At 63.2% G+C, this 26345-nt stretch carries 22 protein-coding genes and 1 pseudogene; 12 read left to right on the forward strand and 11 right to left on the reverse strand.

All coding sequences use genetic code 11. The features are described from left to right. Positions 1-90: 90 nt before the first annotated feature. Complete coding sequence (locus tag QZY44_RS07505; RefSeq protein WP_295444454.1) at positions 91-750, reverse strand: SDR family NAD(P)-dependent oxidoreductase; 660 nt, start codon at positions 748-750, stop codon at positions 91-93. Positions 751-934: 184 nt separating this feature from the next. Here QZY44_RS07505 and lipA point away from each other — a divergent pair, with 184 nt between their 5' ends. The 10 genes and pseudogenes from lipA to QZY44_RS35675 form a co-directional block, all read left to right on the forward strand. Then, positions 935-1954 (forward strand): lipoyl synthase, encoded by a 1020-nt coding sequence (lipA, locus tag QZY44_RS07510; RefSeq protein WP_295444457.1) that lies wholly within the window; start codon positions 935-937, stop codon positions 1952-1954. Between the two features lie 79 nt (positions 1955-2033). Further along, positions 2034-2558 (forward strand): shikimate kinase AroK, encoded by a 525-nt coding sequence (aroK, locus tag QZY44_RS07515; RefSeq protein WP_295444460.1) that lies wholly within the window; start codon positions 2034-2036, stop codon positions 2556-2558. Between the two features lie 163 nt (positions 2559-2721). Continuing rightward, positions 2722-3795 carry a 3-dehydroquinate synthase gene (gene aroB / locus QZY44_RS07520; protein ID WP_295444463.1) on the forward strand — a complete coding sequence of 358 codons (1074 nt, stop codon included), beginning with the start codon at positions 2722-2724 and terminating at the stop codon, positions 3793-3795. 488 nt (positions 3796-4283) lie between these two features. Continuing rightward, positions 4284-8975 (forward strand): glutamate synthase large subunit, encoded by a 4692-nt coding sequence (gene gltB, locus QZY44_RS07525; RefSeq protein WP_295444466.1) that lies wholly within the window; start codon positions 4284-4286, stop codon positions 8973-8975. Beyond that, the gene (locus tag QZY44_RS07530; RefSeq protein ID WP_295444470.1) at positions 8968-10434 is read left to right on the forward strand and encodes a glutamate synthase subunit beta; all 1467 of its coding nucleotides are present in this window, start codon (positions 8968-8970) and stop codon (positions 10432-10434) included. Before gltB ends, QZY44_RS07530 begins: the two co-directional genes overlap by 8 nt. Before the next feature lie 138 nt (positions 10435-10572). After that, positions 10573-10812: a hypothetical protein gene (locus QZY44_RS07535; protein ID WP_295444473.1), complete on the forward strand. Its 240-nt coding sequence runs from the start codon at positions 10573-10575 to the stop codon at positions 10810-10812. A 213-nt stretch (positions 10813-11025) separates the two neighbouring features. Beyond that, positions 11026-11439 (forward strand): hypothetical protein, encoded by a 414-nt coding sequence (locus QZY44_RS07540; RefSeq protein WP_295444476.1) that lies wholly within the window; start codon positions 11026-11028, stop codon positions 11437-11439. Positions 11440-11738: 299 nt separating this feature from the next. After that, positions 11739-11966, forward strand: coding sequence for a DUF433 domain-containing protein (locus tag QZY44_RS07545; protein WP_295444478.1), 228 nt, complete (start codon positions 11739-11741; stop codon positions 11964-11966). A gap of 538 nt (positions 11967-12504) precedes the next feature. Beyond that, a complete protein-coding gene (locus QZY44_RS07550; protein ID WP_295444481.1) occupies positions 12505-14181 on the forward strand; it encodes an anti-phage dCTP deaminase in 1677 nt (558 codons plus the stop codon). 815 nt (positions 14182-14996) lie between these two features. Next, positions 14997-16166: pseudogene (locus QZY44_RS35675) on the forward strand (TIR domain-containing protein); the annotation flags it as partial. 290 nt (positions 16167-16456) lie between these two features. Here QZY44_RS35675 and QZY44_RS07560 read toward each other — a convergent pair. Continuing rightward, positions 16457-16636 (reverse strand): antitoxin family protein, encoded by a 180-nt coding sequence (locus tag QZY44_RS07560; protein WP_295444487.1) that lies wholly within the window; start codon positions 16634-16636, stop codon positions 16457-16459. 369 nt (positions 16637-17005) lie between these two features. On the opposite strand from QZY44_RS07560, the gene puuE reads away from it, so the two are divergent. Together puuE and QZY44_RS07570 are read left to right on the forward strand one after the other, a co-directional pair. Then, positions 17006-17917: an allantoinase PuuE gene (gene puuE, locus QZY44_RS07565; protein ID WP_295444490.1), complete on the forward strand. Its 912-nt coding sequence runs from the start codon at positions 17006-17008 to the stop codon at positions 17915-17917. 440 nt (positions 17918-18357) lie between these two features. Beyond that, entirely contained in the window at positions 18358-18795 is a 438-nt protein-coding gene (locus QZY44_RS07570) for a bacteriohemerythrin (RefSeq protein ID WP_295444493.1), read from the forward strand. A 168-nt stretch (positions 18796-18963) separates the two neighbouring features. On the opposite strand, the gene QZY44_RS07575 is transcribed toward QZY44_RS07570, so the two are convergent. The 9 genes from QZY44_RS07575 to nifD form a co-directional block, all read right to left on the reverse strand. Then, a complete protein-coding gene (locus QZY44_RS07575; protein WP_295444496.1) occupies positions 18964-19527 on the reverse strand; it encodes a hypothetical protein in 564 nt (187 codons plus the stop codon). Between the two features lie 39 nt (positions 19528-19566). Next, positions 19567-20517 carry a hypothetical protein gene (locus tag QZY44_RS07580; protein WP_295444499.1) on the reverse strand — a complete coding sequence of 317 codons (951 nt, stop codon included), beginning with the start codon at positions 20515-20517 and terminating at the stop codon, positions 19567-19569. Positions 20518-20527: 10 nt separating this feature from the next. Beyond that, positions 20528-21268, reverse strand: a complete 741-nt coding sequence (locus QZY44_RS07585; RefSeq protein WP_295444503.1) for a 4Fe4S-binding leucine-rich repeat protein — start codon at positions 21266-21268, stop codon at positions 20528-20530. 37 nt (positions 21269-21305) lie between these two features. Beyond that, positions 21306-21590, reverse strand: coding sequence for a DUF6129 family protein (locus tag QZY44_RS07590; RefSeq protein ID WP_295444506.1), 285 nt, complete (start codon positions 21588-21590; stop codon positions 21306-21308). Then, on the reverse strand, positions 21587-22291 hold the full coding sequence (locus tag QZY44_RS07595) for a dinitrogenase iron-molybdenum cofactor biosynthesis protein (RefSeq protein ID WP_295444509.1): 705 nt from the start codon (positions 22289-22291) through the stop codon (positions 21587-21589). Before QZY44_RS07595 ends, QZY44_RS07590 begins: the two co-directional genes overlap by 4 nt. A 158-nt stretch (positions 22292-22449) precedes the next feature. After that, the gene (locus tag QZY44_RS07600; protein ID WP_295389619.1) at positions 22450-22644 is read right to left on the reverse strand and encodes a 4Fe-4S binding protein; all 195 of its coding nucleotides are present in this window, start codon (positions 22642-22644) and stop codon (positions 22450-22452) included. 55 nt (positions 22645-22699) lie between these two features. After that, the gene (nifT, locus tag QZY44_RS07605; protein ID WP_295444512.1) at positions 22700-22915 is read right to left on the reverse strand and encodes a putative nitrogen fixation protein NifT; all 216 of its coding nucleotides are present in this window, start codon (positions 22913-22915) and stop codon (positions 22700-22702) included. Between the two features lie 219 nt (positions 22916-23134). Continuing rightward, on the reverse strand, positions 23135-24706 hold the full coding sequence (nifK, locus tag QZY44_RS07610; protein WP_295444515.1) for a nitrogenase molybdenum-iron protein subunit beta: 1572 nt from the start codon (positions 24704-24706) through the stop codon (positions 23135-23137). A gap of 100 nt (positions 24707-24806) precedes the next feature. Beyond that, positions 24807-26291, reverse strand: coding sequence for a nitrogenase molybdenum-iron protein alpha chain (gene nifD, locus QZY44_RS07615; protein ID WP_295444517.1), 1485 nt, complete (start codon positions 26289-26291; stop codon positions 24807-24809). Between the last annotated feature and the right edge of the window lie 54 nt (positions 26292-26345).

The following is a 26345-nucleotide window of genomic DNA, read 5'->3' on the forward strand; positions in this document are numbered from 1 at the left end:
CGATCTCTCCTGAATTGGGTATTACCGGTTCCGTAATGTGGAACCAGTATTTGGTTTAGGTACAACCGGACGTTGGACTAGACCAACGATTCAGGCGGAGCGCGGCTGGCGGGTGAGGAAGAAGACCGATTCGGCAATGTCGTCGGGTTTGGCGAAAAAGCCGTCCGGTGCCTCCGGCAGCATGGCGCGGGAGCCGGGCGTGTCGACCACCGCGTCGATGATCACGTAGGAGACATGGATCCCCTCGGGGCCCAACTGGCGGGCCAGCGACTGGGCCAGGCTGCGCTGGGCGGCCTTGGCCGCGGCAAACGCAACGAAGCCCGCGGCGCCCTTGAGCGAGGCGGTCGCGCCGATGACAACGATGTTTCCCAGGCCGGCGGCACGCATGGCTGGAACCACCTGCTGGGCGGCGAGCAGGCAGCCGTAGGCGTTGACACGCCAGGCGTTCTCAAAGACGTCCGGACTGGTGGCGTCGAGGTCGCCGAACGCGCGGCTGGAGGCGTTGTAGATCAGGACTTGGGGGGCGCCCAGATCCTCGCGGATGGCGGCGAAGACGCGCTGCGCGTCCGCCGGGTCGGTGGCGTCGTAGGTATAGGCGCGGGCATCGGCGATCTCCGACACTAATGCATCAAGGTTGTCGCGCCCGCGGGCCAGCAGGGCGATATGGTAGCCGGCGCCGCTGAACGCGCGGGCGAAGGCGGCGCCGTTGCCGGGTCCGGCGCCGACGATGACGCAGACTGGAACTTTCATGGGGGCCTCCCGGGTGGACGGTCAGGGGACTCACTAACGGGTCAATTGTGAACCCAGGCGGCCAGGCTGGCCAGGGTCGGCGAGGCGTGATGCATCTTCGGCACAGACGCTCGGTGCATTGCTCGGTTAGACTTAACCCCCATCTTCAAGAATGTGACCCCCATTTTCATCTGGATCCGGCACCATGACCGATGCGCCCCCGCTGACTGCTCCCTCCCGCGCCACCCCGCAGACCCACCAGCGGGGCGCGGACAAGGTCGCGCGCATCCCGGTCAAGGTGGAGTCGACGGCGGCCCTGTTGCGCAAGCCCGCCTGGATCCGCGCCAAGGCGCCGGTGGGTCCGGAGGTGGCGCGGATCAAGCGCCTGCTGCGCGAGGCGCAGCTGGCCACGGTCTGCGAGGAGGCCAACTGCCCCAACCTTGGCGAGTGTTTCCAGCACGGCACCGCCACGTTCATGATTTTGGGGGATGTATGTACCCGCCGCTGCCCCTTCTGCGACGTGGCCCACGGCCGGCCCCAGCCGGTGGACCCGGCGGAGCCTGAGCACCTGGCCCAGTCGATCGCGGCCATGGGGCTGCGCTATGTGGTCATCACCTCGGTGGATCGGGACGACCTGCGCGACGGCGGCGCCGGGCATTTCGCCGCCTGCCTGCGGGCGGTGCGCAGCCGCTGTCCGCAGACCCGCCTGGAGGTGCTGGTGCCGGACTTCCGCGGCCGGGCGGCAGTCGCCCTGGACCAGTTCGTGGACGCGGCGGTGCCGGACGTCTTCAATCACAATCTGGAGACGGTCCCCAGACTCTATGCGCAGGCCCGCCCCGGGGCCGACTACCGGGGGTCACTGGACCTGCTGGGTGAATTCAGGGCCAGACACCCCGGGATACCCACCAAGTCCGGTATGATGCTGGGTCTGGGCGAGGAGGAGGCCGAGGTGCTGGCAGTCATGTCTGACCTCCGCGCCCAGGGTTGCGAGATGCTGACGCTGGGCCAATATCTCCAACCGACCCGCGACCACCTACCGGTGCGCCGTTACTGGACACCCGCGGAGTTTGACGCCCTGCGTCTGGCGGGGGAGTCCATGGGGTTCGCCAACGTGGCCAGCGCCGCTATGGTCCGTTCCTCCTATCACGCCGATCGCCAGGCCCAGGGCCTGGTCGCGCCGCCCGCTCGGGCCGCCGAAATCGCCGCCGAGCGAACGCCCGAGTGAACCCACGCCTCAACCCACCGCGACCGAATATCGCGCATACCCCTTGCCCAATCGGTCAAAATCTGGCATACCTGTATAGATGATACGCGCGCAGAACATTTTCCTCGTGGGGCCCATGGGGGCAGGTAAGAGTACCGTCGGTCGACAACTGGCGGAATCCTTGTCCTATACCTTCAAGGACAGCGACCACGAAATCCAGCGACGCACCGGCGTCGACATCCCTACCATCTTCGAATTTGAGGGCGAAGCGGGTTTCCGTGCCCGTGAGCGACAGGTTATCGAGGACCTGGCCACCGAGGAGCGGATCGTGCTCGCCACCGGCGGTGGCGCCGTCCTGGACGCCGAGAACCGCCAGAACCTGGCCTCCCGCGGCGTGGTGATCTATCTGCACTGCACCCCGGAACAGCAGTTCAGCCGCACCTCCCGCGACCGTGGCCGACCGCTGCTCCAGACCGAGGACCCGCTGCAGCAACTGCGCGACCTGATGGATGAGCGCGACCCGCTCTATCGTCAGGTCGCCGACCTGGTGGTCTCCACCGAGAAGCGCGGCACGGCATCCGTGGTCAAAGAGATCCGCCGTCGGCTCGAGTCGGAGGAGTCCTGATCGGATCGCTGGTGGATGCGCTGCGCTTATCCACCCTACGCAGTCGCGTCGCCTGAATCAGGGTAAGGCCGTAGGGTGGATAAGGCGCGCGGCACCAAGGCTTAAGTTTGCCCGCGCTGCCCGTGCGCGCCGCATCCACCTAACCCCTCTAGGGTAACCAGCCATGCCCACGACCCTGAACGTCGCGCTCGGCGCGCGCAGCTACCCCATCTTCATCGGTACCGGGCTCATCGCGGACCCCGGCTGCTACCGGCCGCACATCCCGGGCCGGCAGGTGATGATCGTCACCAACGAGACGGTCGCCCCGCTCTATCTGGCGGCGGCGCAAGCCGCCCTCGACGGCCTGCGTGTGGAGGCCGTCATCCTCCCTGATGGCGAGGTCTACAAGACCCAGGCCGTGTTGGAGCGTGTCTATGATGCGCTCCTCACCGCCCGCTTCAGTCGGGACTGTACACTCATCGCTTTGGGTGGCGGGGTGGTCGGCGACATGACGGGCTTCGCTGCCGCCTGCTATCAGCGCGGCGTGGCCTTCATCCAGGTCCCGACGACCCTGCTCGCGCAGGTGGACTCCTCGGTGGGCGGCAAGACCGGGATCAATCATCCACTGGGCAAGAATATGATCGGGGCCTTCCATCAGCCCCGCGCGGTGATTGCCGATACGGCGACCCTCGATACCCTGCCGGACCGCGAGCTCAGCGCCGGGCTCGCGGAGGTCATCAAATACGGGTTGATCCGCGACTGCGCCTTCTTCGACTGGCTCGACGCCAACCTGCCGGCCTTGCGCGTGCGCAATCCCGCGGTGCTGGCCGAGGCGATCCGGCGTTCCTGCGAGAATAAGGCCGAGGTGGTGGCCGCGGATGAGCACGAGGCGGGGGAGCGCGCCCTGCTCAACCTGGGGCATACCTTCGGCCACGCCATCGAGACCGGGGCCGGCTACGGCAACTGGCTCCACGGGGAGGCGGTCGGGGTCGGCATGTGCATGGCCGCGGACCTCTCGGCGCGCCTGGGCTGGCTCACCCTCGCGGACCTGCAGCGCACCCGCGACCTGATCGAGCGCGCTGGACTTCCGATCGCGCCGCCGCCTGAGCTGTCCGCCGACCGCCTGCTGGAACTGATGGCGGTGGACAAGAAGGTCTTGGACGGGCGTCTGCGTCTCGTCCTGCTGCGCGGGATCGGGACGGCCCTGGTCACCGACCAGTTCGACCCGGCGCACCTGCGTGCGACCCTGGGGGGGTAGGAGCGGCGCCCCGCCGCGACCGGCCCTCACCGGGGCGCCGAACCTGCTGGACGAGCATTGCGCATCCATTCATCGCGGCGGCAAGCCGCGCCCACTAGCGACACCCTGTCGTTGGAATCAATGCCCCGCCCTGGTGCAACCCGCACCGATTCCGCCCACACTGCGTGCCCGTGCCAACCCCCGATCGCCCCCTTTTCGCACCGGCAGGCTCACGCAGCCATGGCACACTGAATGCTAGCGCGATATGATCGCCGGTCGCGCGCCGTTGGCTGTTCGTCAGCCGGTGGTGCTGAGCCCCAGTTTCCAGTTTCTTGAGGTCAGGTGCCGCGGCCGATTCGGTATTGGCCAGGGGCCGAAGACGCCGGATTTCAGGGGATTGTGTCGGCCGGCCCGGGTCAGACGACCCCGGCCGTAGCCAGGTGGATGCGTGACGCCCCCGCGCGACACAATCCCAAACCGTTATGCTCCAGGTACCTACGAGGTCAGCGATGAGCCTGCGTGCCCTTCCGCCCGCACAGGGTCTCTACAACCCAGCCAACGAACACGATGCCTGCGGCGTCGGGTTCGTCTGCCATATCAAGAATCAGCGCAGTCACGCCATTGTCCGGCAAGGCCTGGAGCTGTTGCAGCGTCTCACCCATCGCGGTGCCGTGGGTGCCGACCCGCGCGCCGGTGACGGGGCGGGCATCCTGCTCCAGATCCCGGATGCCTTCTTCCGCGCGGTGGTGGACTTTGAACTGCCTCCCGCCGGGACCTACGGCGTGGGCATGCTCTTCCTGCCCCAGGACCCGACGGCGCGCGAACAGGTCCAGAAGACGGTCGAGCGGCGCCTCACCGACGGCGGTCAGCGGGTGCTCGGCTGGCGCGACGTACCGGTGGACAACACCGTGCTGGGCAAAAGCGTGCTGCCCACCGAGCCGGTGGTGCGCCAGGTCTTCATCGGCCGCGGCGCCAATTGCCCGGACGCGGCGGCCTTCGAGCGCAAGCTGTTCGTCATCCGCAAGCAGATGGATAACGAGGTCCGCGCGGCCGGCATCAACAAGACCGCCTTCTACGTGACCTCCATGTCCGCGCAGACCATCGTCTACAAGGGCATGTTGCTCGCCGATCAGGTGGGTTCCTACTACCTGGACCTGGCGGATACGCGCATCGCCTCGGCCCTGGCGCTCGTGCATCAGCGCTTCTCGACCAACACCTTCCCGACCTGGGACCTGGCCCATCCCTTCCGGATGATCTGCCACAACGGGGAGATCAACACCCTGCGCGGCAACCTCAACTGGATGGCGGCGCGCCGGCACACCATGCGCTCGGAGGTCCTGGGCGCGGACCTGGATACCATCTGGCCGCTGATCCCCGAGGGCCAGTCGGATTCCGCCAGCTTCGACAATGCACTGGAACTGCTGGTGATGGGCGGCTACAGCCTGGCCCACGCCATGATGCTGCTGATCCCCGAGGCCTGGGCCGGCAACAAGCAGATGGACACCCAGCGGCGGGCATTTTATGAGTACCACGCGGGCCTGATGGAGCCCTGGGACGGCCCCGCCGCCGTGGCCTTCACCGACGGTCGCCAGATCGGTGCGACGCTGGACCGTAACGGGCTGCGCCCCGCCCGCTACCTGGTCACCAACGACGACCTGGTGATCATGGCCTCCGAGATGGGCGTGCTGGACATCGAAGAGTCCCGCATCATCAAGAAATGGCGGTTGCAGCCCGGCAAGATGCTCCTGATCGACCTGGAGCAGGGCCGCATCATCGACGACGCCGAGATCAAGGCGGAGCTGGCGGGCGCCCACCCCTATCGCGACTGGCTCAACCAGACCCAGATCCATTTGGACGACCTGCCGACCAACGTCGCCCCCATGGCCCCGGACGCGGATACCCTGCTCAATGCCCAGCAGGCCTTCGGCTATACCCAGGAGGACATCAAGTTCCTGTTGACGCCGATGGTGGTGACGGGTCAGGAGGCGGTGGGCTCCATGGGCGCGGACAACCCGCCCTCGGTGCTGTCGCAGCGGCCCAAGCACCTGTCGAGCTATTTCCAGCAGAACTTCGCCCAGGTGACGAACCCGCCGATCGACCCGATCCGCGAGGAGCTGGTCATGTCGCTGGTGTCGCTGATCGGCCCGCGGCCCAACCTGCTTGGTATCAACGAGGCCGGCACGCACTGGCGCCTGGAGGTCCACCAGCCGGTCCTGACCAACCAGGACCTGGAGCGGGTGCGCCACATTGATGACAACTCGGGCGGTGCCTTCCGCACCCGCACCCTGCACATGGTCTACCCCTCGGCGGACGGCGCGGCCGGCATGGGCGCGGCCCTGGACCGGCTCTGCCACGAGGCCGAGCAGTCGGTGCTGGACGGCTTCAACATCCTGATCCTGTCGGACCGCAACACCAACCTGGATCACATCCCGATCCCGGCCCTGCTGGCCACCTCGGCGGTGCACCATCACCTGATCCGTCAGGGGATGCGCACCAGCGCCGGGCTGGTGGTGGAGACCGGGGCGGCGCTCGAGGTCCATCACTACGCGGTTCTGGCGGGCTATGGCGCTGAGGCCATCAACCCGTATCTGGCCTTCGACACCATCGCCTCGCTGCTGCCGAGCTTCGCCGAGAGCATAGGGGCGGGTTTGAAACCCGCCCCTACCTTCGAGGAGGCGCAGAAGCGCTATATCAAGGCGGTCGGCAAGGGGTTGCTGAAAGTCATGTCCAAGATGGGCATCTCCACCTTCCAGTCCTATTGCGGGGCGCAGATCTTCGATGCGATCGGGCTGAACACGCCCTTCGTCAACCGCTATTTCACCGGCACCCAGACCACGGTCGAAGGCATTGGTCTTGCGCAGGTCGCCCAGGAGGCGGCGCGCTGGCATGCCCAGGGCTATGGCAACGAGCAGATCTACCGCACCCAGTTGGACGTGGGCGGTGACTATGCCTACCGGCTGCGCGGCGAGGATCACGTCTGGACCCCGGACAGCATCGCCAAGCTGCAACACGCCGCCCGCGCCAACAGCTGGGAGACCTACGAGCAGTTCGCGCGGCTGGTGAACGAGCAGAACGAGCACCTGCTGACCTTCCGTGGGCTCATGGACTTCCATTGGGCCGAGGTGCCGATCCCGCTCGACGAGATCGAACCGGCCAAGGAGATCGTCAAGCGCTTCGCCACTGGCGCCATGTCATTCGGGTCGATCTCCTACGAGGCCCACTCGAACATGGCCCGCGCGATGAACGCACTGGGCGGAAAGTCCAACACCGGGGAGGGCGGCGAGGAGCCCGAGCGCTTCAACCCGCTGCCGGACGGCTCCCGGAACCCCGAGCGCTCAGCCATCAAGCAGGTGGCCTCAGGCCGCTTCGGCGTCACCACCGAGTACCTGGTCAACGCCGACGACATCCAGATCAAGATCGCCCAGGGCGCCAAGCCGGGCGAGGGCGGTCAGCTGCCCGGTCACAAGGTCAGCCCCTGGATCGCCCGGGTGCGTCACAGCACCGCGGGCGTTGGCCTGATCTCCCCGCCGCCGCACCACGACATCTATTCGATCGAGGACCTGGCGCAGCTCATTCACGATCTGAAGAACGTCAATCCGAATGCGCGGATCTCGGTCAAGCTGGTGTCCGAGATCGGTGTGGGCACGGTCGCCGCGGGCGTCTCCAAGGCCCATGCCGACCATGTGACCATCTCCGGCTATGACGGCGGCACTGGCGCGAGCCCCTTGACCTCGATCAAGCACGCCGGCTCCCCGTGGGAGATTGGCCTGGCCGAGACCCACCAGACCCTGGTGCTCAACAACCTGCGCGGGCGCATCGCGGTGCAGGTCGACGGCGGGATGCGCACCGGCCGCGACGTGGTTATCGGCGCCTTGCTGGGGGCGGACGAGTTCGGCTTCGCCACTGCGCCGCTGATCGTCTCGGGCTGCATCATGATGCGCAAATGTCACCTGAACACCTGTCCGGTCGGCGTGGCGACCCAGGACCCGGAGCTGCGCAAGCGCTTTACCGGTCAGCCTGAGCACATCGTCAACTACATGTTCTTCGTGGCCGAGGAGATGCGCCAGCTCATGGCGCGGCTGGGTTTTCGCACCGTCACCGAGATGGTCGGCCAGTCCGACCGCCTGGAGATGCGCCGCGCGATCGACCACTGGAAGGCCCAGGGGCTGGACTTCAGCCGGTTGCTGGCCAAGCCCAAGGTCGGCGTGGATGTGGCCGTCTCCTGGCGGGACACCCAGGACCACGGGTTGGACCAGGCCCTGGACCACGAATTGATCGCGCAGGCCCAGCCCGCCTTGGAACGCGGTGAGCCGGTCGCCTTCGAGACCCGGGTCCACAACTACAACCGCACCGTCGGCGCCATGCTGTCGGGTCGGGTGGCGCAGCGCTACGGTCACGCCGGCTTGCCCGATGACACCATCCACGTCAAGGCCTATGGCACCGTCGGCCAGTCCTTCGGCGCCTGGGTGGCCAAGGGTGTGACCATCGAGCTGGAAGGGGAGGGCAACGACTATGTCGGCAAGGGACTGTCCGGCGGGCGCCTGATCATCTACCCGCCCAAGGACTGTGCCATCGAGCGGGCCGAAGACAACATCATTGTCGGCAACACGGTGCTCTATGGCGCCATCAGCGGCGAGTGCTATTTCCGCGGCGTGGCCGGCGAGCGCTTCTGTGTGCGCAACTCCGGTGCCACCGCGGTGGTGGAAGGGGTCGGCGACCACGGCTGCGAGTACATGACCGGCGGTATCGCGGTGGTCCTGGGGGCCACCGGGCGCAACTTTGCGGCCGGTATGTCGGGCGGTATCGCCTATGTGCTCGATGGTGACGGCAGCTTCGAGGACCGCTGCAACCTCTCCATGGTCGAACTGCAACCGATCACGACGGAGGATACGGCCCTGGAGGCACTCGATCACCAGGGCGGGGACATGGAGAATCACGGGTTGGTGGATATCAGCCACGACATGACCAGGTTCGACGCCCAGCGCTTGAAGGGGATCATCGAGCGCCACCTGCATTACACCAACTCGGACGTCGCACGGCGCATTCTCGACAACTGGGCGGTGTACCTGCCGCGCTTCATCAAGGTGATGCCGGTCGACTACAAACAGGCGCTGGCGCAGATGCAGTCCAAGCAAAGCCGACCACCGCAGCCCACCAAGCAGCGCCCGATTGCCGTCACGCGGGAGATCAGCCATGGGTAAGCCGACCGGATTCAAGGAGTTTGAGCGTCGCGACCGGCGCTATGCACCGGTGTCCGACCGGGTGGTCCACTACCAGGAGTTCGTCATCCCGTTGAGCGATGCCGAGGTCAGCACCCAGGGCGCGCGGTGCATGGACTGCGGCATCCCCTTCTGTCACCAGGGGTGCCCGGTCAACAACATCATTCCGGACTGGAATGACCTGGTCTACAAGGGCGACTGGCAGTCGGCGATCGAGGTCCTCCACTCCACCAACAACTTCCCGGAGTTCACCGGCCGCATCTGCCCCGCCCCCTGCGAGACCGCCTGCACGCTCAACATCGACGACAGCCCGGTGGCCATCAAGACCATCGAGTGCGCCATCGTCGATAAGGCGTGGGAGCAGGGCTGGATCAAGCCCCAGGTCCCGCAGCGGCGCACCGGCAAGCGTGTGGCCGTGGTTGGCTCGGGGCCGGCGGGGTTGGCCTGCGCGCAGCAGTTGGCCCGCGCCGGTCATCAGGTCGCGGTCTATGAGAAGGCCGACCGCATCGGCGGGTTGCTGCGTTATGGCATTCCGGACTTTAAGCTTTCAAAGAAGCTCATCGACCGGCGCCAATCGCAGATGCGCACCGAGGGCGTGGAGTTCCACACCCATGCCCATATCGGCGTCGACATCCCGATAGCCAAACTGCGCGCCGACTATGACGCACTGGTCCTGGCCGGCGGTTCCGAGCAGCCGCGCGACCTGCCGGCGCCCGGTCGGGAATTGACCGGCATCCACTTCGCCATGGACTTCCTTACCCGCAACAGTAAGCGGGTGCAGGGCTCCTATGTGCCGGATGACGCCTTCATCAACGCCAACGGGCGCTCCGTGCTGGTCATCGGCGGTGGCGACACGGGCTCGGACTGCATCGGCACGTCCAACCGTCACGGCGCCAAGTCGGTCATCCAGATCGAGATCCTGGACAAACCACCGGTCAAGGAAGACAAGGGACTGACTTGGCCCGACTGGCCCAACAAGCTGCGCACCTCCTCGTCCCAGGAAGAGGGCTGCGACCGCTATTGGAACGTGCTGACCAAAGGCTTCGTCGGCGATGAGCAGGGCCGCGTCCAGGCGGTGAGCTACTGCCTGGTGCAATGGGACAAGGATGCCCAGGGCCGTTGGCAGATGAGCGAGGTTCCGGGGTCTGAGGCCGAATTCAAGGTCGACCTGGTGCTGCTCGCCATGGGCTTCGTCCACCCGGTGCACGCCGGCATGATCGAGGCACTGAAGGCCGAGACCGGCCTGGAGCTCGACCCCCGCGGCAACGTCAAGGCCCCCACCGAGGGCGTCGGCGCCTACCAGACCTCGGTCCCCGGGGTCTTTGGGGCGGGCGACATGCGGCGCGGCCAGTCGCTGGTGGTGTGGGCCATCCGCGAGGGGCGCCAATGTGCGCGCGCGGTGGATGAGTGGTTGATGGGGCGGTCGGATTTGCCGAGGTGAGTGGGGCGGGCATCCTGCCCGCCAGATGATCGACCGAGAGTAAGAAAGCGGCCTGCGGGCCGCTTTTTCGTTGTCTTTACATGATACCCGGGACGGCCTTACGATACCCCCGAGACATCCGCTACATGGACAAAGACCATGGCTGACAAAGTTGAAGACCTGACAACCGAGATGCTGCGCCGCGTCCACACCAAACTGGATGACATCCAGGCTGAGCTGCGACTGCGCTTCACCGGGGTCGAGACCGGGCTCGCCGCGCTTGATCATCACCTCGCTGCCTTCCACGCCGTCGACGCTGCCCGCGCCGATGAGATTGCCGACCTGCGGCGGCGCGTGGAACGCGTCGAGCGCCGGCTGGAGTTGGCGGACGCCGTTTAGGCGTGGTCCGAAGCCCGCGGACTTGGCCGGGTGCCTGCACTAAGGCTGGAGTCTCGTGCAGGGTAAACCCGGCGGCAACGCCCCGAACATTACCGTTGTCCGTCCCCTATTGCCCTTTGTCCGTCCCCTATTGCCCCCCGAGCGCTGCCTACGTTCATTGCCGAGCACCCGCAGTCGGAGGCGTCCCTGGTGAACTGGCGGCGGGTGGAGGCAATGAGAACGAACTTTGAAATCGGACGTCTGCTGCCGGCATGGGAGCACTTCCGTCAAGCCACCGACATCAGCCCGATCCGCAATGAGGCCCACTACCTGCGCATGGTCGCCATGCTGGAGGCCCTCCTGGACGACGCGGCCGGGGATGAGCAGCATTCGGCGATGGGGCTGGTCGATATCGTCGGCGACCTGATCGAGGACTACGAGGCTGGCCAGCCCCCGCTCCCGGAGGCGTCCGGTATGGATGCGTTGGCGTTCCTCATGGAGCAGCACGAACTGACATCGGGCGATCTCCCTGAAATCGGCAACGAGGGCCAGGTTTTGGACATTCTGGCCGGTCGGCGGGAACTCGATATCCATCAACTGCGCGCGCTCGGCAAGCGCTTCGGGGTTTCGCCCGCGACTTTTGTGTGAACCAGGATCTGGTACTGCTCGCCTGGGGGGCGGATTTGCCGAGGCAGGGGGCGCGTCCGGCTCCGTAGCCCGCGGTCGTCATTGCGGCCGGGACGCCGCAAGCCAGGCCAGAGACGATGACCTCGCAGGCGGCCGCAACCCGGCGGAACGACCTCCGGCGGCTGGCGCCGCTGGCCCAAACCGACAGCACCAAGACAAAGAAGCGGCCTCCGGGCCGCTTTTTCTTTGTGCGCCCCCGCTTGCCGTGCGCCAACGGCCCGCGTACTATCTTCCGGAAGTTGTTCGTGGATACCCAGGCCATGTCTCTCCTTGAGCGCATCACCATCGACAGCGAAATCTGTCACGGCAAGCCCTGCGTCAGGCACATGCGCTGGCCGGTCGAGGCTGTGCTGGACCTCGTGTCCGCGGGGATGTCCACCGCCGAGATCCAAGCAGACCACCCCGAGCTTGAGCCAGCGGACGTGGTCGCCTGCCTGCAATACGCGCGGCTCGTCGTGTCGGGCGAGACCATCGCGCAGCCTATCTGAGTCCCTCTGTGTGTATGGTCGTATGCCCTGCCGCTTGCGCACCCGCAGTGTTTGCTAGTCTTACTGCGGAAATTTCTAGACCAGTTTGGGAGCGTTTGAGGGCCAGCTTTTTTCGTGATACGTTCCTATGTTACGTCCCCTACTTCCCCAACAGCGGAGAATCCAAGCGGATCATCCGGGGCTGCACCCTGAGGACTTGGCCGCGGGCCTGCGCCACGCTTGGCATCTCGTGTAGGGTGAAACGGTTTGGCACGTCGCGAACATTATCGTGGTATGTCACCTACGTTTTGCCTATTTCTCAACCGGCGGTCAACAGGTTGAAACGATCGCAGTAACGGAGGGCGCCCGAGCGCTTCGGGGGCACGTTGACAGGAATCGCAAGATGCGATCAACTGTGGGAAGGCGAATTGCTGTCAGTGTACGTCGTTCGCTAGTACGCTTCACTGCTTCGTAGGTCGGCATCTCGCCAGTCTGTCGAGACTGCAAAATGTCCAACGTACGGCTAAGGTCAGGGCCATATATTACGGGAGGATCGGCAATGGCGGTTGCGGTTGCAAAGAGCGCAGTAATACGGGGTGCATTTCCTGCGGCTAAAGACGTCTGTTTTGCGTCGGAGGCGAATGAGCTTTTCTTTGGCATAGTCGGGCATGTAGGTTCTGGCACCGGATTTGTCTCGAAAAAGCTTAAGGATTTGATTGCTAAGCGATATTACGATGTGGAGATTGTGAAGGCAAGCGAGGCGATCCGTGTCTGGGCCTCAAAGGTTAACTCACCCGGCGATATTCCCCAAAAGAATGGTCGGCCCGAGATTTCTAAGACCCAAAAGATGCAGGCGCTGGGCGACGACATGCGCGAGAGTTCAGCCGACTATGCCGCAGTGGCCCAGGGGGTGATTTCCCTGGTGCGGGGACAGCGCGCAAAGTGGAATGGTGGCGATGCAGTCGATGGCCAGGCCGTTCAACCACAGCCAGATTCTCACCGTGCATATATCATTGAGTCCATTCGCCACCCCGCTGAAGTTAGCCTTCTTCGCCTGGTCTACGGCGATGCGTTTGCATTGGTGGGGGTAGTTTGCCATGAGGATGTTAGGGAACAACGCTTACTTCGGAAATATTTTGAACGGGAAGCTAGGAAGGAAGATGAATCGCTACAACAGGTACAACGCCTGATGGAGCGCGATTCAGAGGATAAGACACAGATGTACGGTCAGCATGTAGCAGATGCATTCTGGGAATCCGACTATTTTGTTGATAACACTCCTGATGAAGATGCTGTTGCCAGTCAGTTCACTCTTAACGAGGATCTTGGGCGACTCGTTGATATCATCACTCACTGTAGAATCGTGAGGCCGACTGTTGCCGAAACCGGAATGCACGTAGCAGTTTCGGCGCAGATTCGGAGTTCCTGTCTTTCAAGGCAGGTGGGCGCCGCCATTGTTGATATGGAAGGCAATGTGCTCGCTATCGGGTCAAACGAAGTTCCAAAGGCTGGTGGGGGAGTTTATGGCGAAGGCCAAGAGGATGAGGATGACAGGAGATGTAGTGCGTGCGAAAGTCCTCATTGCAGTTCCAATGCCGAACAAAATGAATTGATAAGGAAATTGATGAAAGCGTTCCCAGCGCTCAGTAAGGACTCGAATGAAGAGGATATCTTGAAAGGTATAAGGAAAGTTGGTTTGGGGGGGATTCTAGAATTTACGCGAGCGATCCACGCAGAGATGGACGCGCTTACGACAGCAGCCCGTAGAGGAATATCTGTGAAGGGCGCTTCGATGTTTGTTACCACGTTCCCATGCCACTATTGTGCTCGGCACGTCGTTGCGGCCGGAATTGACCAGGTGCAGTACATTGAGCCTTATCCCAAGAGTCGCGCGTTATCCTTGCACGGCGACTCGATTACTAGTCTGGCCGCAGGCTGGGTTCCACCGAGCGCAGCCAAAGCTCCCGTCGCTGCCGTCGAAGATGATCCCGGGGACCGTACCGTTGGCGATGACAAATTCGGGCGTAATACCAATAAGCATAAGGTTCTTTTCAAGCCATTCGTTGGAGTTGCTCCGCGCCTCTACCATCGCGCCTTTACAAAGGATCGTCCATTAAAAGATAACGTTACAGGACAATACAATATCGGCAAGCCGGACTGGGGCGGAAAATGGGGTATTCGCGCGATACCATATACCGACCTTGAAGCACGTCTAACAGCGGAGGAAACGAAATGAACAGGAGCGGACGGCCGCACCTGCGTATCGTTTGGGACCAGGACGCCACGCTTCGTAGCGTCCGTACCTATAGGGAACCCGTTCAACTGAGTTTTCAGTTTGGCTGCACCGAGAATCTCATTGCTTTCATTGGAGAAAGAGGTCTGTCGGGGAGTCTGCTTTCGAGACTCCTGCGCACTCTCCAACCTCATTATCTCCTCGATCTTCGGACGTGCCCGCGCTTTGATGTGTTCGGATACTCACGTAAGAGGGCTTTTTCTGACTTGGATTATTGGGGTACAAAATATTTCTGCTTGTCGACCGAGGAAGCCACGGGGGAGATTGCCGACCGTGCCCGCACGTTAGTCGCGAAGCTCGGCCAGGAGAAATATCTGACTGGACCAATTATTGTTCTCATAGAGACGGAAGCGGAAATAGATCAAGTGTCCAGCGCTATGCCAAAGTCGAAGGCGAAGTCTGGTGAGTGGTCGATAACAGTAGAAGGTCTAGTCATTCAACACTCCTCGACAGGTTGTCTCCGCTCAGTTTAATGGTGCGCAAGGGACGGGGTCAAAAGGGAGGGGGTCAGGTCTTGCAATCCAGCACCGTTATGAGTGTGGTGGATTGCAAGACCTGACCCTGCGCCCCTCTGACCCTGCGCCCCTCCTGATGCGCGTCGTTTGCGACGTCCATACCCCTATCGCCTGGTCAACTTCTTGTGCGAGCGCGGCGTTGATGCGACTCATGTTGGGCGCGTCATCCCGGTAGGATGCAGGAAGAAAGTCGCAGTTGATGGCAAACTTTTCGGGTAACGCTAACTCTCGACACTCATCACCATGGGCGAACAGTTCACATTCGACGCGTTCCTGAGTCACAGTTCCCGGGACAAGACCGTGGTGCGGGCGATCGCCGAGCGGCTGCGGACCGATGGGCTCAAGGTCTGGTTCGATGAATGGGTGCTCAAGCCCGGCGACAGCATACCGGCGAAGATCGAGGAGGGGCTGGAGCATTCGCGCTTGTTGGTGCTCTGCATGTCGGCGAACGCGTTCGGCTCGGACTGGGCGCAATTGGAGGGGGGGACTTTTCGGTTTCGCGACCCGCTGAATATAGAGCGCCGGTTCATTCCTCTCCGGCTTGACGACGCACCCATTAAGGGCTCACTGGCGCAATTCCTTTACATCGACTGGCTCCCCGCAGTCCGTGAGCAGGAGTACGTAAAGCTCTTGGAAGCTTGCCGGCCGCCTGCAAAGCAAACAACGACTGCCGCCGCGCGGAAGCAGTATGCAAAGAGAGTATCGAGGCTCCACTCTCGCAAGATCGCAGCACTCCAGTTCAATTCAGACGGAACGCGCGCGCTTGGGTCACAGGAGAACGGCATGAGACTCTGGGATGTCGCGACTGGCCATTGCCTGCGCACTTTTGAAGGCCACACGGGGTGGGTGAAATGTCTTGCGTGGAATGCTGAGCAGAATAATGCCCTCTCCGGCTCTAAGGACAATACATTGCGGTTGTGGGACGTGGAGACCGGTAGTTGTCTGCGTGTATTCGTTGGCCACGGAGGTTGGATCAGAAGCATAACGTGGAGCAGCGATCAACTCCGCGCCATTTCTGCCTCTGAAGACAATACAATGCGGCTCTGGGATGTAGCGACAGGTCAATGCTTGCGCGTTCTAGAAGGTCATACTGACCGAATTAACTGCTTAGCTTTTGACAGTGAAGGAAACCACGTTCTATCTGGCTCTGATGACAATACAATGCGGCTCTGGGATGTAGCGACCGGTCAATGTTTGCGCGTTCTCGAAGGTCATTCAAACCGAATCAACTGCTTAGCGTGGAGTAGTGACAGTCATCATGCTCTATCTGGGTCCGACGACTGCACAGTGCGGCTGTGGGACATGGACATCGGGCGTTGTTTGCGTGTCCTCGAAGGGCATACTTACCGAGTCACCTGTTTAGCTTGGAGTAGCGATCGAAGCAGCGCTCTATCTGGTTCTGACGACAAGACGGTCTTGCTGTGGGAGCTAGAAACAGGTTTCTGCCTCCGCGTACTCAAAGGCCACAATTGGGGGGTTCGTGTTGTGGCTTGCAAAGGGACGGGGTCAGGTCTTGCAATCCAGCACCGTTATGAGTGCAGGGACAGGGTCAAGGGACGGGGTCAAAAGGGACGGGGTCAGGTCTTGCAATCCAGCACCGTTATGAGCAAAGGGACGAGGTCAGGTCTTGCAATCCAGCACCGTTATGAGTGTGGTGTTTTGCAAGACCTGACCCTGCGCCCTTGTGCTCAGAGTGGCGGGGCTCATCTATGCACGCAGCAAGACGGTCTGTGCATGTTGAGGGGCATGTCCGGTTCTGTGTCGGGCTGTTGCTCGTCGGGCGTTTCCAACAGCAGAGACACTTCTTGATGCTCGGCGATCTCGACTGGTTCGAGGGGACGAAAGACGCCGCCCTCGTAGATCGCTTTCAGGTGTCGGGTCATGGCGAGCCTCGGAGCGCGCTGTGCGGTTGCGCTGATTATAGGCCTGATCCGGGTTCAAAATGGGGACGGGTCGAGTGCTCGCGGACAGCGTCCTGGAGGGGAAACAGGCAACCTACCTCATAATCCACGAGATGTGGGAGGCCAAGCCTCGCAGGCCCAAGCGCTCGACGGCCTGAATCATCGTTCCGGCGAGCGGCCATCTTCTGGGGTCCAAGGCTTCAGCCTTGGTCCTGTCCATCCAAGGCTGAAGCCTTGGACTCCGGGTCCCGGGGTGGTCGGAACGACGATCAAGGCCCGCTTGACGATGCCGCCATCAGGTCAGATACTGCGTGCGTCCGTCTGGATTTCCAATCCTTTTCGGTAAGTGACATGGCCCACCCGACTTATCCACGCGATCTTGTTGGTTATGGCAGGCAGACGCCGGACCCGCAATGGCCCGGTGGTGCACGGATTGCGGTGCAGTTCGTGCTCAACTACGAAGAAGGCGGCGAGAGCTGCGTGCTGCATGGCGACCCGGCCTCCGAGTCCTACCTGTCGGAGATGATCGGCGCACAACCCTGGTCGGGCATGCGCAATGTGAACATGGAGTCGGTCTACGAATACGGCGCCCGCGCCGGTTTCTGGCGGATCTGGCGATTGTTCACCGGCAAGGGTGTGCCGCTGACGGTCTACGGTATCGCCACCGCGCTCGCCCGCAATCCTGAGGCGGTCGCCGCCATGCAAGAGGCGGGATGGGAGATCGCGAGCCACGGCCTCAAATGGATCCAATACAAGGATTTCGGCCTGGAGGATGAGCGCGCCCACCTTGACGAGGCGATCCGCATCCACACCGCCGTGACGGGCACCCGGCCGCTGGGTTGGTATCTGGGCCGCTGTTCGGAAAACACGCGCCGGCTGGTGATGGAGGAGGGCGGCTTTCTTTACGATGCTGATTCCTATGCCGACGACTTGCCCTATTGGGTGGCCGGACCGCACGGGCCGCACTTGGTCGTGCCTTATACGCTGGACACCAACGATATGCGCTTCGCGGTGGCGCAGGGTTTCAATTCTGGCGACCAGTTCTTTGCCTATCTGCGCGACAGTTTCGATGTACTCTACGCCGAAGGGGCCGACGTGCCGAAGATGTTATCGATTGGTTTGCATTGCCGCCTGGTCGGCCGGCCTGGGCGCATCGCCGCGCTGCAGCGGTTCATTGATTATGTGCTGGGGCATGACGCGGTATGGGTGACGCGCCGCATCGACATCGCCCGGCACTGGCACGCACACCATCGGCCAGCGTAACGACAGGCCGACCGACGGACCCTTGACTCCCAAGCGACAAGGCAACACCTTCGCAGAGATATTGCCTGTCATGTGATAGGTCATGCGGCTCGCGGCATCTGGTCGCGGCCGTCGCGCTGCGTCTGCAAACACGCGAACCCGAGCCCTTGTTTCCGTTCGCGTTCCGGGATCGACCTGACACCGGGTGTGCGAGCAGTGAAACCGCGCCATCCATGTGTTTGATCGCTGAGGCCGACGGGCTTGACCGGAAGTGGCCCCTTATCTACAGTTAACACGATTTTTACAAACTGGGGGGTTTGCCGGCCGAGCGGCCGGCCCGGTGAAGGCAGAAGCCATCCGCCCCTAAGCACTCTGCGCGCGACGTCAAACGCATGAACTTGCCGACGCAATCGCGTATGCTGCCCAATAACAACCTGTTCGCGCAAGCGCGGAGAAATGCAATGATCTATTGGTCCTGGGACCCGTCCCTCTCGGTTGGTATCGATGTGATCGACAGTCAACACCGCCGAATTGTTGATTACATCAATGAGTTAGCGGTGGCGAGAAACGAAAGAGACAAAGAGGAGGTGACGCAGGTCCTGATGAACCTGGTCGATTATACGAACACCCATTTCGCCTTTGAAGAGGAGTTGATGAAAAACGCCGGCTATCCCCTGTCCGACTCACACAAGAAGGTGCACGAGGCGTTTATTTCGAACATCAAGAAATTCGTTCAGCAGCATGAAGAGGGCAGGGATGTGACCAGCAAATTGATGTCGACGCTGCAGATATGGTTAACCAACCACATCAAGAGAGACGACAAGGATTATGCGCCCTATGCAGCCAAGATGATGAATCCAGGTTGGCTCAAGAAGACGTTGAACAGATTCTTCGGTTAGCAGGATCGCCGATATGGGGTCCGGATTTGCGGGGGCCACTTTATTGGTGGCCCCGTTTTACTCCAGGGCCTTGATCGTCGTTCCTGCCACCCCGAGGCCAGAGTCCAAGGCTCGTGCCTTGGATGGATCGGACCAAGGCTGAAGCCTTGGACTCCAGAGGGCCGCCGCCTACACCGCCCCCCAGACCTCGCGGCGGCTCTGGGTCTTGCCCGCCAGCACCTGATCCAGGGTCTGCTGCGGGACTTTGTAGGTGTGGTCCTTGGCCGCCTGCGCGACGGTGAGCACCTTGTCCTCGGAGTTCTGACCCTTCAGGTCTGCTTTCTCCACATAGAATTCGTCCATCAGGTTGTTCCAGACGATGCCGTCGTCGAACCTGATCAGGATATAGCGGTTGGCGCCGATCTGGACCTGGGCGCTGGCGGCGATGTTGTCTACATAGAAGACCGGGACGCAGTCCGGGGCCAGCTCGTCCTGGAAGCGCGTCACAAACTCGGGCAGTTCGTCGATGCTGGCGAAGTTGCCGGCGATGAATTGCAGTTTATCGGCCGTCGCCAGCACCACCGCCTCCTTGAGCATTGCCCGGGGCGGGTTGCGTTTACGGGCGGCCTCATCGAACTCACCGGCCAGCACGATCAGATCGCCGCGGAAGGCATAGAGTCCCGCGGTGCCGGTTGGGCCCTGGGCGGTGATGAGCCAGTAGCGTTCCTGTTCCTGGTAGGTGTCGAGCAGCATCGGATTGGTCTCTCAGGTTGGGGGTAAGGATTCGGTGGCTCAGGCGCCATAGGGTCGGTCGTACCAATCGCGCAGCACTTTGAGGTCGCGCACCGGTAGGTAGTCATAGGCGCCCATCAGGTCGGCGTGGACGGCCTCGGCCAATTGGTGCGAGACCTTGGGGTTGGTCAGCATGTGGAAGTACCAGGCAAAGGGGTAGCCGAGTGCCCGGTCGAAGCCGTGGATTTGGTTGGCGAGTTGGGCGCCCCGCGCCACCTCGCCATCGGGCAGTGCTGGGGCCTGCGCGGCGGCGATGGCGACCGGCTTGGCGCTGCGGTGGTCGTCGCCCTCTTGGTCGCGATATTCACGGATGGCGAGCACCCAGTGTTCGCAGAAGGTCGAGGTCTCGCCGGCGCTGCTGCGGTCCCAATCCGCCAGGAAGCGGGTGAGGCGGGGGCTGGCGTCGGTGGACTCCACCAGTGCATTGACCGGAAGCAGCCGGCGAAAGAGCAGCCGCGGTGGTCCCACCGGTGTCGGCTCCAGGCGCGGGCGATCCATGGGGTCGACGAAGTCTGCGATGCTGTCCGGGAACCAGTCCGACTCGCTCAGGCGATGCTCCAGTACCTCTTGCAACTCCTCGACCTCGATCTGGATGAAGTCGTGCGCCGCCGGGCCGGTCGCCGCGACCAGATAATGGGTTTGGCCGTTGAGGCGGGTGGCGCAGTAGCCTTGACCGTCGATCCGTGCCATCAGTTCGTCGACGTCACCGCCGGAGAATGACTCCGCCCAGGGGCCGATGTGCTCGGCGACCCGGGCGCCGTCTGCGTCCACGACCCCGCCCAGTCGATGCCAGCCGCCGCGCGAGAGGGCGTGGCGGACCTCGGGCAGCAGGTTGCCGATGGCCGCTACCAGGGCCGGTACGCCCGCGCCGGTTGGTAGCTCCGTGCAGATCTGGGCCACGCGCAGGGCGAGCGTTTGGGATTGGGTTGGGTCAAGGTCGGTGGCTGTCATTCGCTTGGCCTTATCGGTCGGTGGTCGGTGAATTGGCCGCGGCCCGGGCCTGTGCGGTCGCCCGGACATCGGGGTCGGAGTCGTCGAGCAAGGCGGCGAGCAGGTGGCCCGGCAGCCGCTGCGCCAGGCGCAGGCGTACCCGCCAGTCCGGGTCCTGAGTGAGGCCGTTGACCTCCTCGCAGCCGATGCGCTCCGCCACCTTGATCCGCACCTCGGGTTCGGGGTCGTTGCGCAGCAGACCCAGGCTCTCGAGCGGGAGACGGTCCGCGACGGTGACGCGCACCTGGGAGTCCGGGTCGCGGAGCATCCGGAACAGCCGCCCGATTGGCAGCCGGCGCGCGACATATTGGCGCACCAGGTAGTCCGGGTCAGTGGCCAGGCGCTCCACCCGCTCGGGGGGCAGGCGTTGCGCGACCATCACCCGCACCTCGCGGTCCGGGTCGGTCGCGAGCACGTCCAGCGCCTCGACCGGCAGGCGGTAGGCGAGTACGCGCCGCACCGTCTCGTCCGGGTCGCGCAGCAGCGCCAGTAGTGTCGGCTGCGAAACATAGCGGGCGGCAATGGCGCGCCGTTCCCAGCAGTCGTCTCCGGCGCAGTCCTCCGCCAGGGCCGGATTGACCCGGAAGAAGCGTTCGATCTCACGGCCGTTCATGCTGCGCACGCACACATCCCCCGGGGTGCAGCGCCCCTGGGTCAGTAGGTCGCGCCGGTGCGGGCACTCGGCGCAGTTGGGGAGCGGTGGCGCGGACACGTCGGGTGCAGCCGCCGCGGGCCCAAGGGCGGGTGCCCTAGTGGGCTCCATGGTCCAGTGCGGCCAGGACCAGACCGGTCGCGGCATCCGCATCGGCCGTCAGGCGCAGGCAGTGGGCCTGGCCGTCGACCAGATAGAGATTGAATCCGTCGGAGCTCCGCACCGGTGCGGTCACACCGACGCCTTCGCCGATGTCCTCATCCTGGCAGTAGGTGAAATGGATGGGCGCGAAGACCTCGCGCAGTGCCCCGACGGTCTGCTCATTGAGCCCGGCCCGCGCAACGACCTGCACCACCTGATCGAGACGCTCAGCGCTGATCATGCCTCCTCCTCGCAGCTGCGTTCAAAGCGAATACGCTCCTGCGGCGCCAACCCCATGGCCTTGGCGAGCCAGGGCGGGGCCTGGTGTGACAGGGTTTCCTGGAGCCGCACCATGCGCTCGCGGGCGCTGCCGCCGGCCGCGTCCTTGATCGGGTGGATGTCCAGCTTGATCACCTTGGCCGTGGCCGGGCCGCCGATAGAGGCGACATAGAGGACCTGACAGTCTGCGATCAACCCGGCACGGTAGGCATTTCTGTCTTCGACACCGATGTCGTCCACCCGGCGGACGTCGATCAATCGGCACTCGGTTCCCGAAACCTGATAGATCAGGAAGCGCCGGGCGGCGCCGAAGTGTCCGTCCAGGTTCTCGCCGGTGTCGGAGGCGCAGGCGACGCGGATCGAGCCCGGCATGTCGCCCTCGGTGTAGGGGGCGAGCGGGGGCGGGGGGGCCGACTCGCTGAAACCTTCGCCCTTGAGGTACGCCAGGGCGGCCTTGAGTGCATCAATGTCGATGTCGCCTAATTCTCCGTCGGCGGCGGCCCGAAGGTCCTTCACCTTGAGCGCGGCGAGTTTCTCCGCGGTTGGGGGCAAGCCAATGGCCGCGGCCAGCACCCGGATCAGGCGTGCCGGGTCGGTGTCCGGCAGGGCGCGGGCCGCCAGGCCGATACGTAGGGCGAGGTCTTCGGAGATCGGGCTGGCCATAGGATTGTCCCCAGATGGATGCAAATTGTGATGTAAGGACATGGGGATCGACGTAGGCTGGATAAGGCGCGTCTCACGACCGCTCCGATCAGCACCGCCCCGTTACGCGCCGCATCCACCAACCTCAGCGGATGGTGGATGCGCTGCGCTTATCCACCCTACGCGGCGATGATGCAGTCGTCTTCCATGCAGGCATTGACGCACTGGGGCATGTCGAATTCGCCCTCGCACTCGGTGCAGGTGTCGGGGTCGATCTTGTAGACGCCCTTGAAAGGGGTAATGGACTTGGTGGGGCAGATGGGTGCGCAGTCGCCGCAGGCGGTACAGGCGGATCTCACGATTTGCATGGCCATGATTGGTCTCCGGTTCTCTAATCGACGCCGCCGCGGGCGGCGGCCGGTTGCAGGGTCATTCGGCGCGTTTGAAGCGCAGGGTGGTCGGAAAGATCGGGGGTGGGCTGATGGGGTCAATGTACCACCGTGACCCGTCGGTCAGCTCCACCTCACCGCCCCAGCTCTCCGGGGTGTCGGTCTCGACAGTGGCAATGGTCTCTTCCATGTCCTTCTTGGCCACATAGAAGATGAGCGCGCCGCTGTCGCTCTTACGGATCATCACGCTGGGCATTGGGGCACCTTGAGTCAGTGTTAACCGCGGTCGTCGGTCGTCGGTCGGGTTAGGCGCGCTGCGTTGATCACTCAAGTTGGCGCGGTGCTACCGCGGGCCGTAACCCGACGCTTCGTGGCATTCAGCGTCGGGTTACGCTTCGCTAACCCGACCTACTCGACTTCGTGGCATCCAGCCAGTCACAGGGAACCGACCGCCGGGATGGCGGTCGGTTCCCGGTTAACGGACCAAGTCGTAGTTGTAGTCGGTGACGCCCATGATGCGGGTCTCGTCGTCCAGTCGTTCCAGCACCGCGTTGACCAGGGTGGTGAGGATGTACATGGCCCCCTCATACCCCAGGGTGGTCATCCGGTGCAGGTGGTGCCGGTCGAAGATCGGGAACCCGATACGGATCAACGGGACCTCGAACTCCACTCCCTTCTGCAGGGTGTCACGCTGAATGAACTTGCCGTACGAGTTGCCGATCATGAAGTCCGGCTTGTTGGTAAAGACCAGTGAGCGGAAGTGCCACAGGTCCGCACCCGTATGGACCGTCGCGCCCTTGCCGTAGGGCGACGCGGCCAGGATGCCCTCAACCTCCTTCTTCCAGCGCTTGTTGGCCTGTTGGCAGAGGATATCGGTCGGCTCTGCACCCAGTTCCAGCAGGAACTTCACCATGCCCAGGACATAGTCCGCATCGCCGTAGAGTGCAAACTTCTTGCCGTGCAGCCAGGCGTGGCTGTCGGTCATCATGTCCACCAGGCGGCCGCGCTCCTTGGCCAGCGAGGCCGGGATCGGCTTACCCGTCAGCGCCGAGACCTTCATCAGGAAGTCGTCCGTCCACTCCAACCCCATGGGGATGTTGATGGGGGTGGCCGGCTGGTTCCAGACCAGTTCGACGTGCTTCTTGGTCTTGGGCAACTGCCAGGGCTGCAGCAGCAGGGTGTCGATGGCGTTGGGCGCGTCCTTGACCTCGGTCTGGGTGGTGCCGCCGGCATACATGCGGTATTCACCGTCGGCCGGGGTGTCCAGCACCTCGGTGGGGTCGCACAGCATGCTGTGGGCCACGCCCATTTCATCGAGCATGCGGTGGATGACCCGGTAATTACCCAGGTAGGTCTCAAAGCCCGGCACCACATTGATCTTGCCGTTGCTGCCGACCTTCTTATCCTCCATGGCGTTCAGGCTGAAGTGCCGGACGATGCCCTCGAACATGTTGTCCCAACCGGTGGTATGGGAACCGACAAAGCTCGGGGTATGGGCGAAGGGGACCGGGAGTTCCTGGGGGATGTGACCCTCTTTCTTGGCATTGGTGATGAAGCTGCTCAGGTCATCGCCGATGACCTCCGCCATACAGGTGGTGGACACCGCGATCATCTCCGGCTTGTAGAGCGCCAGCGCGTTCTCCAGACCGTCGAACATATTCTTCTGGCCGCCGAAGACCGCCGCGTCCTCGGTCATGGAGTCGGACACGCAGGCGATCGGCTCCTTGAAGTGCCGGTTGAAATAGGAGCGGAAATAGGCCACACACCCCTGGGAACCATGCACATAGGGCAGGGTCTTCTCGAACCCCAGGGCGCAAAGCACCGCACCCAGGGGCTGGCACGCCTTGGCCGGGTTGATGGTCAGGGCCTCACGCTTGAAGTTGAGTTCCTTGTATTCCTCGGTGGTGGTCCACTGAAAGACCTGCGCCACGCGCTCGCTGGTGTGGCCCTCTTCGACCGTGTTACGCTTGTTGGCGAGGTTGTCCTTGTACTCCGGCGCCCGGAACAGCGGGTAGCTCGGCTTGATGTCGTCGACTGTCTGGCTCATTTCGAATCTCCTGCCGCGCCGCTAATCTGCGAACAATGGCATGAAAGGGACTGATCTTCGGGCATACTCTGGCCGCCGGCGCACCGGCGGCCGCTGACCGCTAGGCGCGGGCCTGAACCGGTTCCGCCTGGGCCGCCTCCGCCGCCAGCCAGGGGGCCTGCATCTTGCCCCAGCAGGGGTTGTTGATGGTCATATCCATATCGCGGGCAAAGATGGAGAAGCCGTCATAGCCGTGATAGGGGCCTGAGTAGTCCCAGGAGTGCATCTGGCGGAAGGGGATGCCCATCTTCTGGAAGATGTACTTCTCCTTGATGCCGGAACCGATCAGATCCGGCTTGATGCGCTTGACGAACTCCTCGAACTCGTAGCCGGTCACGTCGTCATAGAGCAACGTGGATTCGGCCATGTCCTTGATGGTGCGGTCATAGTCGTCGTTGTGGGCGAACTCGTAGCCGGTGCCGACCACCTCCATCCCCAGGTCCTCATAGGCGCCGATGACGTGACGGGGGCGCAGCCCACCGACATACAACATCACCCGTTTGCCTTCCAGGCGCGGCCGGTACTTGGCAATGACCGCGGCGTACTGCGCCTCGTATTTCGCGATGACCGCCTCGGCGTTGGCCTGGATGGTCTCATCGAAGAAGGCAGCGATCTTGCGCAGTGACTCGGCGATCTTGGTCGGCCCGAAGAAGTTGTACTCCATCCATGGGATCCCGTACTTTTCTTCCATGTGCCGGCTGATATAGTTCATCGACCGGTAGCAGTGGATGAGGTTGAGCTTGACCTTGGGCGTGAGCTCCATCTCGGCAATGGTGCCGTCACCCGACCACTGGGCAACGACGCGCAGACCCATCTCTTCGAGTAGGATACGCGAGGCCCAGGCGTCACCGCCGATGTTGTAGTCGCCGATCACCGCCACGTCATAGGGCGTGGTCGCAAACGAGTCGTCGCCGTCGCGGTTGCCGATGACCCAGTCGCGCACCGCGTCGTTGGCAATGTGGTGACCCAGTGACTGGGAGACCCCGCGGAACCCCTCGCAGCGGACCGGGACGATGGGCTTCTCGAGCTCCTTGGCCTTCTTCTTGGCGACCGCCTCGATGTCGTCGCCGATGAGCCCGATCGGGCACTCGGACTGGATACTGATCCCCTTGTTGAGCGGGAACAACTGCTCGATCTCATCGATCAGCTTGGAGAGCTTCTTATCTCCGCCGAAGACGATGTCCTTCTCCTGGAAGTCCGAGGTGAAGTTCATGGTGCCGAAGCTGTCGACCCCGGTCATGCCGACATAATAATTGCGGCGCCCGGCGCGGGAATATTGACCACAGCCGACCGGGCCGTGGGAAATATGGATCATGTCCTTGATCGGGCCCCACACCACACCCTTGGAGCCGGCATAGGCGCAGCCGCGCACCGTCATGACACCGGGCAGTGACTTGCGGTTGGAGGTGATGCACTTCTTGGACTGCTCGATCGACTGATCGTTGACCGCCAGGTGCTTGGCGCGGTCCTTCTTGGCCTTTTCGGGGTAGACTTCCAGGACCTCGGCAATGAGGTCCAGGGTCTCTTCACGAGTCAAATTTGCCATGTTGGCTCTCCGCTACGGGCGCCGCGGCTAATCTGCCGACGAGACGCTCTGCAA

Source organism: uncultured Thiodictyon sp. (assembly GCA_903837595.1).
Lineage (GTDB): Bacteria > Pseudomonadota > Gammaproteobacteria > Chromatiales > Chromatiaceae > Thiodictyon.

Coding starts and splice junctions, on each gene's coding strand:
- QZY44_RS07560 (WP_295444487.1), bottom strand. CDS start 16,636: ATGACCCGACACCTGAAAGCGATCTACGAGGGCGGCGTCTTTCGTCCC.
- puuE (WP_295444490.1), top strand. CDS start 17,006: ATGGCCCACCCGACTTATCCACGCGATCTTGTTGGTTATGGCAGGCAG.
- QZY44_RS07575 (WP_295444496.1), bottom strand. CDS start 19,527: ATGCTGCTCGACACCTACCAGGAACAGGAACGCTACTGGCTCATCACC.
- QZY44_RS07535 (WP_295444473.1), top strand. CDS start 10,573: ATGGCTGACAAAGTTGAAGACCTGACAACCGAGATGCTGCGCCGCGTC.
- nifT (WP_295444512.1), bottom strand. CDS start 22,915: ATGCCCAGCGTGATGATCCGTAAGAGCGACAGCGGCGCGCTCATCTTC.
- QZY44_RS07530 (WP_295444470.1), top strand. CDS start 8,968: ATGGGTAAGCCGACCGGATTCAAGGAGTTTGAGCGTCGCGACCGGCGC.
- nifK (WP_295444515.1), bottom strand. CDS start 24,706: ATGAGCCAGACAGTCGACGACATCAAGCCGAGCTACCCGCTGTTCCGG.
- QZY44_RS07550 (WP_295444481.1), top strand. CDS start 12,505: ATGGCGGTTGCGGTTGCAAAGAGCGCAGTAATACGGGGTGCATTTCCT.
- aroK (WP_295444460.1), top strand. CDS start 2,034: ATGATACGCGCGCAGAACATTTTCCTCGTGGGGCCCATGGGGGCAGGT.
- QZY44_RS07600 (WP_295389619.1), bottom strand. CDS start 22,644: ATGGCCATGCAAATCGTGAGATCCGCCTGTACCGCCTGCGGCGACTGC.
- aroB (WP_295444463.1), top strand. CDS start 2,722: ATGCCCACGACCCTGAACGTCGCGCTCGGCGCGCGCAGCTACCCCATC.
- QZY44_RS07570 (WP_295444493.1), top strand. CDS start 18,358: ATGATCTATTGGTCCTGGGACCCGTCCCTCTCGGTTGGTATCGATGTG.
- lipA (WP_295444457.1), top strand. CDS start 935: ATGACCGATGCGCCCCCGCTGACTGCTCCCTCCCGCGCCACCCCGCAG.
- QZY44_RS07590 (WP_295444506.1), bottom strand. CDS start 21,590: ATGATCAGCGCTGAGCGTCTCGATCAGGTGGTGCAGGTCGTTGCGCGG.
- QZY44_RS07545 (WP_295444478.1), top strand. CDS start 11,739: ATGTCTCTCCTTGAGCGCATCACCATCGACAGCGAAATCTGTCACGGC.
- gltB (WP_295444466.1), top strand. CDS start 4,284: ATGAGCCTGCGTGCCCTTCCGCCCGCACAGGGTCTCTACAACCCAGCC.
- nifD (WP_295444517.1), bottom strand. CDS start 26,291: ATGGCAAATTTGACTCGTGAAGAGACCCTGGACCTCATTGCCGAGGTC.
- QZY44_RS07580 (WP_295444499.1), bottom strand. CDS start 20,517: ATGACAGCCACCGACCTTGACCCAACCCAATCCCAAACGCTCGCCCTG.
- QZY44_RS07595 (WP_295444509.1), bottom strand. CDS start 22,291: ATGGCCAGCCCGATCTCCGAAGACCTCGCCCTACGTATCGGCCTGGCG.
- QZY44_RS07505 (WP_295444454.1), bottom strand. CDS start 750: ATGAAAGTTCCAGTCTGCGTCATCGTCGGCGCCGGACCCGGCAACGGC.
- QZY44_RS07540 (WP_295444476.1), top strand. CDS start 11,026: ATGAGAACGAACTTTGAAATCGGACGTCTGCTGCCGGCATGGGAGCAC.